Below are 13,278 nucleotides of genomic sequence, written 5' to 3'. Positions count from 1 at the left end.
GGCATTTTTAAGAAAACACGTTTTTGATCTCTTCTGAAATCCGCATCGGCCTCAAGGTTTTTGCATTTAACAGACACCATTCAGTTTTTGAACGTAATAAAAGCTGATTTGTTATGGTATTGTGCATTTCCACTACGCGAATACTAGTGGCACCCCTACTTTCTGCGATATGCGTTTGAATAGTAATCTGATCGCCCAATTTGGCTGCATTCTTGTAGGAAATATTGTGATTCATAACTACCCAAACAACAGCTAATTGTATTTGTTCAGATGCGTAGCGTTGCCAATGCTCTTTTGAAACATCCTGAATCCATTGTACATAACGCACATTATTAACGTGATTTAAATCATCTAAATCATCGGCTGATACCGTCAACACCTTTTCATGGTATTTCATAAAGACTACTTCTTTATGATTTTGACTTCGAAGAGTTTGTTCCAGTCCTTACCAGTCACGAAAAATGTTTTTCTAGTTGGATGATAGGCAATACCATTGAGCACATTATCAGTGTCAACCCAGTTTTCGCCTTTAGCCACCTTCTTACTTAAACCGCCAAAATTAACAACACCTTCAATAGCACCGCTTTTGGCGTCAATTATCATTACTCCTGATTTTTGATATACATTGGCATAAAGTTTACCATCTACATATTCCAATTCGTTTGTATTATTAAAAATTGAGGTGTTGGTGACAGTTTGCATATGGCCTTCTTCAACCAAGGTTTCAGGATTTAAGAACCAAATATGCTCTGTGCCATCACTCTTAAACAATTTTTCGCCATCATTGGCAAGACCCCATCCTTCTTTGCTTTCCCCGTACTGAAAACTATCGATTTTCTTGAAATCCTTTAAATCATAAATGAATCCGATGCGACTTTGCCAGGTGAGTTGATAAATCTTTCCATTAAGAATCGTCATGCCCTCTCCAAAAATAGCATTATCAAGATTTATTTGCTGCAACACTTTTCCGGTCTTATAGTCGACTTGGCGCAACGATGATCTTCCTTTTTTACCCGTACTTTCGTAAAGGGTATCTTGATAAAATTCCAAGCCTTGCGTGTACGCGCGATCATCATGAGGGTATTCATTTATAATCTCATAGGTATATATTTCAGGTGTTTGCGCCGCTAAGACCTTAATTTTTTTTGAAACGGTTAACGAGGTATCATCATAGTTTATTACTGCCTTTAATGTTTTATTACCTAGGGTGGGAATATTCAATACTATGCGGTTGTCTTGAAGAGGAAGTTCTTTACCATCAATGCTATAGCTTATGCTATGCACCGTCTTATCTTGTTTGTTATTTATACTTAAACCAACAGATGCGTTTTGTTGAAACTGCTTTTGATTCCCCTCCAATTTGATGGAGAAAAGATCTTTGGGTTCAACACTGTCTCCACCACAGGCTAGGAAGAGAAGAAAGAAAACAGTGGAAAATAGAATTTTGATCATAGTGCTCGTGTTGTGCATGTTTTGCTTAAAAAAGGTTTAACCGTAATCTGCGGTCAAATAATAGTTTTTTGCTAATAGCCTACTATTGAATCCTTTGGAACAAAAATAACACCAAACCTCAAATCACAAGCAATATTTGGCCTAAAATTGTGAATGTAAAAATGAAAAGATTGTATATTTGCAGTTGGCAAGTCCTACACGACCAGCTCCTGTAGAATCCCCCAGGGTGGGAACGCAGCAAGGGTATATGGTTGTAGCGGTGCGATGTAGGTAGCTTGCCTTTTTTTGTGCCCAAAATTCAAGTAAGGAACCTATTTTAATCGCTGGTTTTAATTTGTTAATTTACCGGAATTATGAATTCAAAGGTTGTTCTAATTACAGGAGGTTCTTCGGGGATTGGAAAATCAGTCGGCCTGTATTTAAAAGAAAAAGGCTTTACTGTTTATGGTACCACCCGAAGATTAAATATGCATTCAGGTTTCAGTGCTTTTGAGCTTCTTGAAATGGATGTTACAGATGTTCATACCATACAGCGTGCCGTAGCGCGAGTCACGGAGAAAGAGGGGAGGCTCGATGTTTTAATCAATAATGCAGGAATTGGAATTACGGGGCCTATAGAGGAAACTCCCCATGAAGAGATTCTAAACGTGTTTGACACGAATTTCAATGGACCACTCCATATGGTCAAAGCGGTTCTCCCGCAAATGCGCAAACAAAAAGGCGGACTCATCATAAATATCACCTCAATTGCCGGATATATGGGGCTTCCGTATAGAGGTGTCTATTCCGCCACTAAGGGTGCGATAGGATTGATAACCGAAGCTTTGCGAATGGAAGTCAAAGACTTTGGTGTGCATATCACAAATCTTGCTCCTGGTGATTTTGCTACGAATATTGCCTCTGGCAGGTATCATTCTCCTGTTCATGAGGATTCTCCTTATAAAACCCCATATAGCAATACTCTTGAATTAATTAATGAGGGGGTACACGATGGGGAAGACCCAATTTTAGTGGCGCGAACGGTTTTAAAAATAATCAATACCAAAAAACCCAAAGTACATTATAAAGTAGGTACATTCATGCAGAAATTTTCCTTGCTCTTGAAAAAAGCTTTGCCCGATAAAGTGTATGAGAAACTACTGTTAAACCATTATAAATTGTAATTTTGGTCTCCGGAAAAATTCCGAAATGCATATCTTTTTAACCATAATCAAATAAATTAGAATGAAATTTTTTATTGATACAGCGAATCTAGATCAAATTAAGGAAGCTCAGGCACTAGGTGTACTAGATGGAGTTACTACAAATCCCTCGCTAATGGCGAAAGAAGGCATTACGGGTAGAAATAACATTCTTAAGCATTATGTTGATATCTGTACTATTGTAGATGGTGATGTTTCTGCTGAGGTAATTGCTACAAAGTTTGAGGATATGATCAAGGAGGGGGAGGAGCTGGCAGAGCTTCACGATCAAATCGTGGTTAAAGTTCCAATGATTAAAGATGGCGTAAAGGCGCTTAAATATTTTTCAGACAAAGGCATACGAACCAATTGTACGTTGGTGTTTTCTGTAGGACAGGCCTTATTAGCGGCGAAAGCAGGAGCAACATATGTTTCTCCTTTTATAGGACGCCTAGACGACATTTCAACCGACGGGTTGAACTTAATTGCAGAAATTCGTCATGTATACGATAATTATGCATTTGAAACACAAATACTAGCAGCCTCAGTACGCCATACCATGCATGTTATTGATTGTGCTAAAATAGGAGCTGATGTCATGACAGGACCGCTATCTTCGATTGAAGGACTTTTAAAACATCCATTGACCGATTCAGGCTTGGCCAAGTTTTTGGCCGACTATAACAAAGGTAACTAGTAAGTATTCTAAAATTTCTTGAAGTAAAAACCCTTGAGCATAAAGTGCTCAAGGGTTTTCTATTTTTTATGTAATGAATGCTCTCTAAAAATTGGAAGCCCACATTGTTGTAAATGCATCTACAATCTTAGCGTCTTCGGTAATAATGCATTTGTTAGGAGGGTAAATAATAAGTGCCTTCGTCAATGCTTCAAAATCATCAGCCTTGAACTGATTTACCGGATTCAAATTGGCCAATTCTACCATACCTTTCCAGGTGGCCTCATCGGTATTGTGATTGATGCCAACAAAGGTGTATTCTTTTTTAACCTTGGAAAGGTGATTCACTCTTTTATGAATATCCTTAAAATATCTTTTATTGGCGCCAGACCAGAAATAGAAAACTACTTTTTTATCTTTTGCAATTTCTTGAAGCGAAACTTTGTTTCCCTCAGCATCAGTAACTAAGACATCAGGTATTTTTTTCTGAGGTTGTATATTACGAATGCCTTCATACAAGTCATTGATCTCCTTGATATGCCTATTGTTTGCCGATCGAAGGTGGAAGTCTTTTATAAAAATCTCGTTATTGGCTTCGGTATCTCGAGCCATAAGCAAATAATCAAAAGCCACGTTTCTGAACAGATTGTCTTTTAGCTCCGTTTCTTGTACCAGGCTATCTATCAAGGTCAATTTATGACGATTAAAATGCAGGTGATTGGTTATTTTTTCATTTTCTACCCCACATTTTTTTGAACAGGTCATATAAGACAAGTTGTTCAAATGAGACTTCATAAAGCCATAGTAAGGCGTCAAGTAGTTAAGACTGCCATTGTTGAAGCTTATATTTTTGCGGTAGTCATAGAAGCCATCAGGTAAGGTATGTAATGTCTTTTTTCCTGTCTTTTTTCGGTGCTCAAAAGGGTACTTTTCTTTGTAACTATAATAGGTATAATCGATACTTACCCTTGCGATTTCTTGTTCTTCCTGAGAAAGTTCTGTTTCCGATTTAAGTTGGGCTAAATTTATAAGCTTTTCATCGTGTAGGGCTTCAATACGTTCATTGAACTCCTCCGGTTCCATTTTAAAGTAGGTGCTGCGAATCAATCGCTCTTCTTCCTCGTTTGCTAGAAAAAGATCCAGTAAAAAGTTATTTATTTCTGCCCCTTCACCTGAAAAAACCAATGATTCATCAAAATCTATGGTGTTTAGCCTAATTTGAAGACTATCTCCTTTTTGCAGAAAGATATATTGATATTCTCGACCATGGTTAAAATGATGCAATCCTTCCTCTATAGCAGGAAGTTCAAAAGAGAAGCGATTATTGTCATCTAAATGTGTAGAATCAAGTATAACATTTCCCCTGTAAAGAAAGACCTGTTTACTGGTTGGATTCACAATCTCCCCGGCAAAAAAAACGTTGGGGGACTTTTTTTTCTCTTGGCTACAACCTGCTAAAACTAGAATAAAGAGATATAGTAAATGTTTACTCATAAAATAATATCTACCTAGTAACGAACAAAACTACTAAACCCATATATGCATTGCTGTTAATAGCGCGTTAAAAAAGCCTATGGTTTCGTTAAGTTATTCGATGAAATACGCTTTCCTAAGATAATTCGCATAAGCACTTTTATTTCTCTATTTTTGCACGAAATTTTAAAGCGTTTTCTATGTTGTCTGTTTCAAATCTATCTGTACAATTTGGCAAAAGGGTTTTGTTTGATGAAGTTAATGTTGCCTTTACTCAAGGCAATTGTTATGGGGTCATCGGAGCAAATGGTGCCGGTAAATCTACTTTTTTAAAAATTCTTTCGGGCAAACAAGATCCTACTTCTGGCAACGTGCATTTGGAGCCAGGCAAGCGCATGTCGATCCTCGAACAAGAGCACAACGCTTATGACGCTTTTCCAGTATTGGAAACGGTGGTGATGGGTAACAAGCCACTTTATGCTCTCAAAACTGAAATCGATGCACTCTATGCCGATTACAATGACGAGAATGCGGATAAAATAGGAGAATTGCAAGTACAGTTTGAAGAAATGGACGGGTGGAACGCAGATAGTTCCGCTGCCGCCTTATTATCAAACTTGGGTATCTCAGAAGATTTACATTTTACCTCAATGGCGGAGCTAGATTCAAAACTAAAAGTCAGGGTGCTTTTGGCACAGGCCTTATTTGGTAATCCTGATGTTTTGATAATGGATGAGCCCACAAATGATCTGGATTATGAAACCATAAGTTGGTTGGAGAACTTCCTTGCAAATTATGACAACACTGTAATAGTAGTATCTCATGACCGTCACTTTTTGGATGCAGTTTGTACCCACATATCAGATATTGATTTTGGCAAAATGAATCACTATTCGGGCAACTACACCTTCTGGTATGAGAGCAGTCAGTTGGCAGCGCGACAGCGAGCACAACAGAATAAAAAATCAGAAGAGAAAGCGAAGGAACTCCAAGAGTTTATAGCACGCTTTAGCGCCAATGTGGCCAAAAGTAAGCAGGCCACGTCTCGTAAGAAGATGTTGTCGAAACTGAAAATAGAAGATATAAAACCTTCAAGTCGTAGGTATCCTGCCATAATTTTTGAGCGTGAGCGTGAGGCCGGAGACCAAATCTTAAACGTAGACAATTTGTCAGCGTCTTCTGAAGATGGTGATTTGCTTTTTCAAAAAGTAAATATCAACCTAGCAAAAGGGGATAAAGTTGCTATTATTTCAAGAGACTCTCGCGCGACCACGGCCTTTTTCGAAATAATCAATGGAAATAAAAAGGCGGACACAGGAAATTATAAATGGGGGGTAACTACAAATCAGTCTTACTTACCAGCCGATAATTCTGATTTCTTTACGCAAAACATTAGTTTGGTTGATTGGCTGCGACAATGGGCAAAAACTGAGGAAGAACGAGAGGAAGTATACATTCGTGGATTTTTAGGTAAAATGTTATTTAGTGGCGAAGAGGCGCTTAAAAAATGTACCGTGCTATCTGGAGGTGAAAAGGTTAGGTGTATGCTCAGTAGAATGATGATGCTAAGAGCCAATGTGGTAATGCTTGATGAACCTACGAATCACCTTGACTTGGAAAGCATTACAGCCTTTAACAACTCACTAAAGAATTTTAAAGGCACGGTAATGTTTACTACCCACGATCATGAATTTGCACAAACTGTTGCAGATAGAATCATAGAATTGACACCTCAAGGCAATATTGACAGGTATTTAACGTTCGATGAATACATGTCAGATAAGACGATAAAGGAACAACGTACGAAAATGTACGCCGTTTCTGTATAGTTACTAAGAGCCAACCCAAACGCTTACATACTAACTATAAAATTCGAACAGATGAAAACCTACTTCACATTTTGTGTTCTTTTTGTATTCTTAATTTTTAGTTGCTCTAAATCTGATTCTATTTCAGAAAACGAAGAGGAAAACATAGACCCAGGGGTTGATGCCGATTATGTCACACTTTTGAGCAAAGGCGGCATGCTAAAACCCCAACTTCTTAACGCAAACGGAGAAGCCGTGACCCTAAACCCAGAGGCAAGTTCTTTGACTGAAAAAGAAATTCCAGATCTCAGCTGTATTGATGGTTCTTATTTCATTCAATACAGCAAGGATGGTAATTGTGGCGGGCAAGTAACAAAGCATGATTTCAGTAGTGACACCACAACTGATATTGCCGTTTTTACCGATTTAAATGATTGTGATTTAACGGCTACTGCTATTGCAAAAGCGGGTAATTCGCTCTTTATTTCCTATGTAGTAACCAGCGTTAACCCTGATGATTATTTTGTACGCGTCATTGACTTGAATACTTCTGAATTCAATTCAGTCGATGTGACATTGCCTAAAAAACCAGTTGATCTTACGGTAGCTAACAACCGCTTGTTTGTTTTGACCTTAGATGAACTGATTACCGATGAAAACAGTCTTTCTGTAATGGATATCTCTAATAACACCCTGATTCACGAAATGAATTTAGGGTACAGTGTGCGTCGAATTTTTACAGATATTCAAGACAACGTGATCATCAGTTACGATGAATTGCATACCACTTTGAATAGTAGTTCTATGGCCTTTGAATACACGCAATACGATGGCAATACAGCCCCTAATTTTTCCACTTCCGAATCTTTAAATTTTGATCTTTCAGGTAGATTATTTTACCCTATGGACCCAGGCAGCAATAGCTCATACCCTTTGGTACCTGCGATTTATGATTTTGCTAAAAAACTAGTAGTTCTTTATGCCTATGAGAACTTGATGACCGAGGAGCAGCGCAATTTCGAATATGAGATAAAAACAACCACTACCGTTGCTTATGACGAAAAGAATGGTTTTATGCTTATCGGATATGAAAAATTGAGTAGTGCTACGAAGGATGGAGGGTTACTAAGAATAAAACTAACCCCCGAACCAGTTATGATTGACAATATTGATCTAGACGGCGTACCTAATGCAATACTGTTCAATTAGCGAACCCAGTATTTCCAGTATAAAAAATACACTAAGCCCTATTTACTTAAAGTTTATAGGGCTTATTATATGAGCTGCGTTTAGGCGTTGAAATATTTGCTGTTCCAAATGGCAGGATTAAAATTCTTGCCCATGGCAAAGCCATAGAAAATTACTACCGAAGCAATAGACTTGAACATAAAAAAGAAAACAATCCAGAATTCGGCGCTCGTACTTGTTTTCGAGAACAAGCCTTCAGGAACCATTAAGGTTACCAAATAGCTTATCAAGACGACCAATAACGCCAAATTCACAATATTTTTAAACGGCCACATCAAAAGCTTTCGGAGCGGATGCAGATCGTTTCCCCATTTATGAATGAGATAGAAATATCCATTTCCAATAGGTGCAAATAATAAAGGATCGTCCTTATCTTTGAGTTTAAAGAGTTTTGAGGGTGCTACAATCTTAAATCCTTTGACTTCAAGCTTATGGTTTTTCTCTAGCTGTTTGATGCGATGAATTGCTTCTGGTGGAATATCACCCTTAAAGTATTTTGAATTTAGAAAACGAAGTCGGTATTCAATACAGATTTGTTTTATCTGATCAATATGAAAAATTTTATTGGTTTCAAGTTGATCGAAATCGAATTGATTGCTGACCACTTTTTGGCCTCCGGAAATGTTTTTTTCAATTCTTTCGTGCTTCTCGCCTTCTCTTTTTAGAATCTGACGCACCTCATAAAGTATCTCTTCCGATTTTAGGGTATCGATTTTAGCTCGAGCGAGCTTTTCCTCAATATTAGTTTTCTTTAGCAGCATTTTTTCTTTTTTAGCAATTACTCAAAATTAAGGAATTCTCTATCAAATGGATTTTAGGAGCGACACCCATTTGTTAATGTTTTGTTAATTTCTATTAACGGTAGTTTTCATTAACATGAATTCAACCGTTATATTGTATCTTGGCGATGAACATCTACCGTTCGTCGATAGTTTACCCTATTCTTTTAACCAGAACCTAGAACTCTATGAAATGTAAGGCATATGCCCTGTCCCTTTTCTTGCTATTATTTTCTTTAAGCACACTAGCCCAGAAGACATTTTCAAGTGCGTATTCTGAAACGCCTATGGATCCTAATGCCTCCATTATTTCGAATACTGAAAGTTCACAGAATCACAAAATGTTGTTAGCAGCAATGCGAGCTGCGGAACTCGACGAAATTCTTGGTTTTGACGGGCCATTCACCGTATTCGCACCTTCTGATTTGGCTTTTGAAAAACTACCGAGCAGTACGATAGCCGAACTTCTAGATCCTTCGAATAAAAAAGAGGTGCAAGCACTTATGACCTATCATATCATTGCCGGGAATTTTTCAGCTTCCAAGATTTTAAAGGCAATGTGTAGAGGCGGAGGAAAGGCTTCTTTTACCACCGTTAATGGTGATCAGTTGACTGCTACCATGCAAGGTGTTGACATCGTGCTAACCGACAACTTCGGAAACAAAGCAAAAATTATCACCGCTGATGCTAACCAATGTAATGGCGTAATTCACGAAATAGATACGGTAATTCGACCTGCGAAACTTTAGAAAATATTACCGCAGTTCTGCACTTAACACGCTTTCATAGCGCTGCTGTAGCTTACCCATAATCTTGTCGATCTGTTTGTCTGTCAGGGTACTATCCTCATCGAGTAAAGTAAAGCTTACAGCATAAGACTTTTTGCCTTTAGGCAACTTTTCTCCAGTGTAAACATCAAATAGGTTCACCTGTTTTAAGAACTTTTTCTCCGTTTGAAAAGCAAGATCATGTACCTCTTTAAAACTTGTTGCATTGTCTAATAATAAGGCGAAATCTCTTTTTACCTGTGGATATTTCGGAATGTTGGTAAATACAATTTCTGATTTGGCGACTACTGATAAAACATGGTCCCAGTTGAAATCTGCATGCAATACATCTTGTTTGATGTCAAACTTTTTCAAGATTGATTTTTTTACCAAACCGAGCACTACCAATTCTTTTTTATTGGCTTTTAAAACGATTCCTTCGGAGAAATCGGAATTTGCCATGGGCGAAGCGCTGGCTTGAATACCCAATCGAGCAAGGGTATTTTCTACTGTAGCTTTTAGAAAATAGAAATCGGTTTTTTCTGTGGGTTTGGTCCAACTATCTTCGTTCCTATTTCCGGTTACGAATAGGCTCAAATGTTTGTTTTCAACATTGCCCGATTCATATTTATGATAGGTTTTGCCATATTCGAAGAGCTTTAAATTCGATCGCTTGCGATTGATATTGTGCGCAATTGCATTGAGCCCTGAAAACAACATAGATTGCCGCAAAACAGACAGATCATTGCTCAAAGGATTAAGCATTTTTACGCTATGATCGCTATTCACTACCGACGAAAGTTCTTGATATTCTGGAGACGTAAGGCTGTTGGCCAAGATTTCGAAAAATCCTTGAGCTGCCAGATGATTTCCAATAACGTTCTGCAACTTATAATCTTCAAACTTTGAGGCCTGTGCTATTGAGGCGTTCAATTTTTCAGTAAACAAAATGTTGTTGTACCCGAATACACGAAGTATTTCTTCAATGACATCTACATCTCTTTGAACATCAACCCGATAAGAGGGAATCATTAAACCCAAACCGGTCTCGGTAACGTTCATGACCTTAATATCTAAGGAAGATAAGATCGACTTAATAACATCTCTAGGAATTTCTTGACCTATCAAAGAATTGATTTTATCAAAACTCAAGAAGACCTGATGGTCAGATACTTTGTTCGGATACAGGTCGACAACATCTGAGGTAATATCACCACCTGCAATTTCAGCTATCAAAATAGCCGCCCTTCGCAAAGCAAACTCTACATTTTCGATATCGATACCTCTTTCAAATCGAAAAGAAGCATCAGTGTTTAAACCGTGTCTTTTTGCCGATTTTCGAATCGATACCGGGTCGAAATACGCACTTTCTAAAAAAATCGAAGTGGTATGTTCACTTACCCCCGAATGCACACCACCAAAAATCCCCGCAATGCACATGGGTTTTTCAATATCGCAAATCATCAAATCCTCTTCGTGCAGTTCACGTTCTACCTCGTCTAAGGTGGTGAACTTGGTACCAGCTGGCATGGTCTTTACGACAACCTTTTTGCCTTTTATTTTGTCTGCATCAAATGCATGTAAGGGTTGCCCTAACTCATGCAGTACATAATTGGTGGCATCAACAAGATTATTCTTGGGTGTAATTCCGATAGCAGTCAGTCGATTTTTCAACCAGTTAGGAGAAGATTGTACAATGAGATTACTTAAAGTAATACCACAATACCGCGGCGCTAATTTGCTATCGGAAACTTCTACGTCAATCTTCAACGATCTATCTGTAATATTGAAATTCGTAACGGGCGGTGTAATCAATTCCAATGCTATTTCTCGTTGTCTTAGCCCGGCTCTCAAATCTCTAGCGACACCAAAATGACTCATGGCGTCTGCTCGGTTCGGAGTCAATCCTATCTCGAATACTTGATCATTTTCGATTTCAAAGATTTCTGAGCAAGGAGTGCCCACCTTAAGGGCATCCTCTAAAATCATAATGCCTTCATGACTTTCTCCTAAACCCAATTCATCTTCCGCGCATATCATTCCATGACTTTCTTCACCTCTAATTTTCCCCTTTTTGATAGTCCATGGTTCACCATCTGCGTACAAAGTTGTACCAATGGTTGCCACAGGTACTTTTTGTCCTATTGCAACATTGGGAGCCCCACAAACGATTTGAACTGGTTCATCGGCACCAATATCGACGGTGGTTAACTTTAAGCGGTCAGCATTTGGATGTTGAATACAGCTAAGTACATGCCCAACAACTACGCCTTTCAATCCTCCTTTAACAGATTCAAATGAAGTAACCCCCTCAACCTCTAAGCCTAAGTCGGTCAAAAGTTCTGCGGTTTGGTCGGCTTGCCAATCAATTTTTATGAATTGTTTTAGCCAGTTGTATGATATGTTCATGAAATCTATTTAAAGGGCGTAAAGATAAAACAATGCTTTAAGACATTCAATAGCGTGCTATTCGAATTGTTTTTATTTTTAAGTGTTGGTTTTTTGTTGTTATTTCGACTTTGGTAAAGATTGTAGCCTTTACGGTAATGAATTCAGTACCGGCTTGGCAATGACAATAAATAGTGTTCAAATGAAAAAACTAGCCTGCATATTTCTATTCACAATATTGCTAAATTCTTGTACGGAAGAAAAAAAGAATACCCTCGCTCAGGGAGTTTGGCTTGCTGAACTAACGGCAATGGATCAGGCCATATTGCCATTCAATTTCAAATTGAAAAAGACATTTGCTGACCAATATGAGATGGAAATTTATAATGCCGAAGAAGTTATAATTGTCGATGAGATTGAAGTTATAAAGGATTCAATAAACATAAAATTTCCTGTTTTCGAAGGGTATATTGCTGCAAAAATTACCCAAAACACGATGCAGGGGGAGTTTATCAAAGAAAGTTTGGACCGCATTGTTTCTTTTAAGGCTACCCATGGTGTAAGCGAACGATTTCGAAATAGCAAACCGTCTAACGAAAACATATCGGGTATTTGGGAAACCGAATTTGCCATAGACACCGATGATGCCTATATGGCAAAAGGCATCTTCATTCAAAATGGAGATAAGGTTACAGGAACATATCGTACGGAGACTGGCGATTATAGATACCTCGACGGCGTTGTAAGCGGTGATTCACTAAAAGTGTCGGCTTTTGATGGGGCCCATGCTTTTGTTTTTACGGCAAAAGTCACCGACAGTAGTATGAATGGCGCCTTTTATTCGGGAAATCACTCCAAAGAAGTTTTTGTCGCAAAACGAAATGAAGCTTTTGAACTGACAAGTGCTGATTCCTTAACTTTTATAAAGGAAGGATATGATAAGTTGGCGTTTTCTTTTCCTAATGCCAAAGGGGAAATGATCTCACTTGAAGATGAACGCTTTAAAAATAAAGTAGTGGTAGTTCAAGTTATGGGAACATGGTGCCCAAATTGCCTCGATGAAACCAAATACTATGTTGATTACATCAAGAAGAATTCCAATAGCGATTTGGAATTCATCGCATTGGCTTTCGAATATGCCAAAACCAAGGAAGGTGCCTTTAAAAGTATCAACAGATTGAAGGATAGAATAGGAGTAGAGTACCCTATCGTATTAGCACAGTTTGGCTCATCTGACAAGGCTTTAGCACAAGAAAAACTGCCCATGTTAAATCATGTTTTATCGTACCCAACTTCGATATTTATCGACAAGAAAGGAACGGTGAGAAAGATTCATACCGGTTTTAACGGTCCGGCTACCGGAGTTAAGTTTATTGAATTTCAACAGCAATTTGATGGGTTTTTAAAGGAATTGCTGGCAGAGTAAACAAGGAAAATTAGCGCTGCAACTTCGGAACAATATAGTGTAAAACATATGTATCTCTAAGCGAGTTTGAACTGCAATTT

At 38.2% G+C, this 13,278-nt stretch carries 11 protein-coding genes and 1 other RNA gene; 7 read left to right on the top strand and 5 right to left on the bottom strand.

Going from position 1 to position 13,278, the window contains the following annotated elements:
- Positions 1–7 precede the first annotated feature (7 nt).
- Complete coding sequence (locus ABJN95_RS14270) at positions 8–397, bottom strand: acyl-ACP thioesterase domain-containing protein (protein ID WP_348371151.1); 390 nt, start codon at positions 395–397, stop codon at positions 8–10.
- A 5-nt stretch (positions 398–402) separates the two neighbouring features.
- Positions 403–1,452, bottom strand: a complete 1,050-nt coding sequence (locus ABJN95_RS14265) for a glutaminyl-peptide cyclotransferase (RefSeq protein WP_348371149.1) — start codon at positions 1,450–1,452, stop codon at positions 403–405.
- Positions 1,453–1,637: 185 nt separating this feature from the next.
- Here ABJN95_RS14265 and ffs point away from each other — a divergent pair.
- The 3 genes from ffs to fsa all read left to right on the top strand — a co-directional run bounded on the left by ffs (position 1,638) and on the right by fsa (position 3,330).
- An RNA gene (gene ffs, locus ABJN95_RS14260) (signal recognition particle sRNA small type) lies at positions 1,638–1,736 on the top strand.
- 69 nt (positions 1,737–1,805) lie between these two features.
- Positions 1,806–2,615: an SDR family oxidoreductase gene (locus ABJN95_RS14255; RefSeq protein WP_348371147.1), complete on the top strand. Its 810-nt coding sequence runs from the start codon at positions 1,806–1,808 to the stop codon at positions 2,613–2,615.
- Positions 2,616–2,676: 61 nt separating this feature from the next.
- A complete protein-coding gene (gene fsa / locus ABJN95_RS14250) occupies positions 2,677–3,330 on the top strand; it encodes a fructose-6-phosphate aldolase (RefSeq protein WP_348371145.1) in 654 nt (217 codons plus the stop codon).
- 84 nt (positions 3,331–3,414) lie between these two features.
- Here fsa and ABJN95_RS14245 read toward each other — a convergent pair whose 3' ends face one another.
- Positions 3,415–4,803 (bottom strand): redoxin domain-containing protein, encoded by a 1,389-nt coding sequence (locus ABJN95_RS14245; protein ID WP_348371144.1) that lies wholly within the window; start codon positions 4,801–4,803, stop codon positions 3,415–3,417.
- A 179-nt stretch (positions 4,804–4,982) separates the two neighbouring features.
- Here ABJN95_RS14245 and ABJN95_RS14240 point away from each other — a divergent pair, with 179 nt between their 5' ends.
- Both ABJN95_RS14240 and ABJN95_RS14235 read left to right on the top strand, forming a co-directional pair.
- Positions 4,983–6,611: an ATP-binding cassette domain-containing protein gene (locus tag ABJN95_RS14240; RefSeq protein WP_348371142.1), complete on the top strand. Its 1,629-nt coding sequence runs from the start codon at positions 4,983–4,985 to the stop codon at positions 6,609–6,611.
- A gap of 51 nt (positions 6,612–6,662) precedes the next feature.
- On the top strand, positions 6,663–7,799 hold the full coding sequence (locus ABJN95_RS14235) for a hypothetical protein (RefSeq protein ID WP_348371140.1): 1,137 nt from the start codon (positions 6,663–6,665) through the stop codon (positions 7,797–7,799).
- 80 nt (positions 7,800–7,879) lie between these two features.
- On the opposite strand, the gene ABJN95_RS14230 is transcribed toward ABJN95_RS14235, so the two are convergent.
- A complete protein-coding gene (locus tag ABJN95_RS14230; protein ID WP_348371139.1) occupies positions 7,880–8,599 on the bottom strand; it encodes a hypothetical protein in 720 nt (239 codons plus the stop codon).
- A gap of 206 nt (positions 8,600–8,805) precedes the next feature.
- Between ABJN95_RS14230 and ABJN95_RS14225 the strand changes: the two genes are divergently transcribed.
- Positions 8,806–9,366 carry a fasciclin domain-containing protein gene (locus ABJN95_RS14225; RefSeq protein ID WP_348371137.1) on the top strand — a complete coding sequence of 187 codons (561 nt, stop codon included), beginning with the start codon at positions 8,806–8,808 and terminating at the stop codon, positions 9,364–9,366.
- 6 nt (positions 9,367–9,372) lie between these two features.
- Here the strand turns inward: ABJN95_RS14225 and pheT are convergent, their stop codons facing one another.
- Complete coding sequence (gene pheT / locus ABJN95_RS14220; protein WP_348371135.1) at positions 9,373–11,793, bottom strand: phenylalanine--tRNA ligase subunit beta; 2,421 nt, start codon at positions 11,791–11,793, stop codon at positions 9,373–9,375.
- 181 nt (positions 11,794–11,974) lie between these two features.
- On the opposite strand from pheT, the gene ABJN95_RS14215 reads away from it, so the two are divergent.
- Entirely contained in the window at positions 11,975–13,198 is a 1,224-nt protein-coding gene (locus ABJN95_RS14215; protein WP_348371133.1) for a TlpA disulfide reductase family protein, read from the top strand.
- Positions 13,199–13,278 lie beyond the last annotated feature (80 nt).

The organism is Maribacter sp. (assembly GCF_039974175.1).
Taxonomy (GTDB): Bacteria; Bacteroidota; Bacteroidia; order Flavobacteriales; family Flavobacteriaceae; genus Maribacter_C.
Note: the sequence above shows the minus strand (reverse complement) of the source record. Positions and strands in the feature narration are given on the sequence as shown.

Excerpts from the sequence above, each read along its gene's own strand:
- ABJN95_RS14230 (WP_348371139.1), bottom strand. The coding sequence starts at position 8,599 with ATGCTGCTAAAGAAAACTAATATTGAGGAAAAGCTCGCTCGAGCTAAA.
- ABJN95_RS14245 (WP_348371144.1), bottom strand. The coding sequence starts at position 4,803 with ATGAGTAAACATTTACTATATCTCTTTATTCTAGTTTTAGCAGGTTGT.
- ABJN95_RS14215 (WP_348371133.1), top strand. The coding sequence starts at position 11,975 with ATGAAAAAACTAGCCTGCATATTTCTATTCACAATATTGCTAAATTCT.
- pheT (WP_348371135.1), bottom strand. The coding sequence starts at position 11,793 with ATGAACATATCATACAACTGGCTAAAACAATTCATAAAAATTGATTGG.
- fsa (WP_348371145.1), top strand. The coding sequence starts at position 2,677 with ATGAAATTTTTTATTGATACAGCGAATCTAGATCAAATTAAGGAAGCT.
- ABJN95_RS14225 (WP_348371137.1), top strand. The coding sequence starts at position 8,806 with ATGAAATGTAAGGCATATGCCCTGTCCCTTTTCTTGCTATTATTTTCT.
- ABJN95_RS14265 (WP_348371149.1), bottom strand. The coding sequence starts at position 1,452 with ATGATCAAAATTCTATTTTCCACTGTTTTCTTTCTTCTCTTCCTAGCC.
- ABJN95_RS14270 (WP_348371151.1), bottom strand. The coding sequence starts at position 397 with ATGAAATACCATGAAAAGGTGTTGACGGTATCAGCCGATGATTTAGAT.
- ABJN95_RS14235 (WP_348371140.1), top strand. The coding sequence starts at position 6,663 with ATGAAAACCTACTTCACATTTTGTGTTCTTTTTGTATTCTTAATTTTT.
- ABJN95_RS14240 (WP_348371142.1), top strand. The coding sequence starts at position 4,983 with ATGTTGTCTGTTTCAAATCTATCTGTACAATTTGGCAAAAGGGTTTTG.
- ABJN95_RS14255 (WP_348371147.1), top strand. The coding sequence starts at position 1,806 with ATGAATTCAAAGGTTGTTCTAATTACAGGAGGTTCTTCGGGGATTGGA.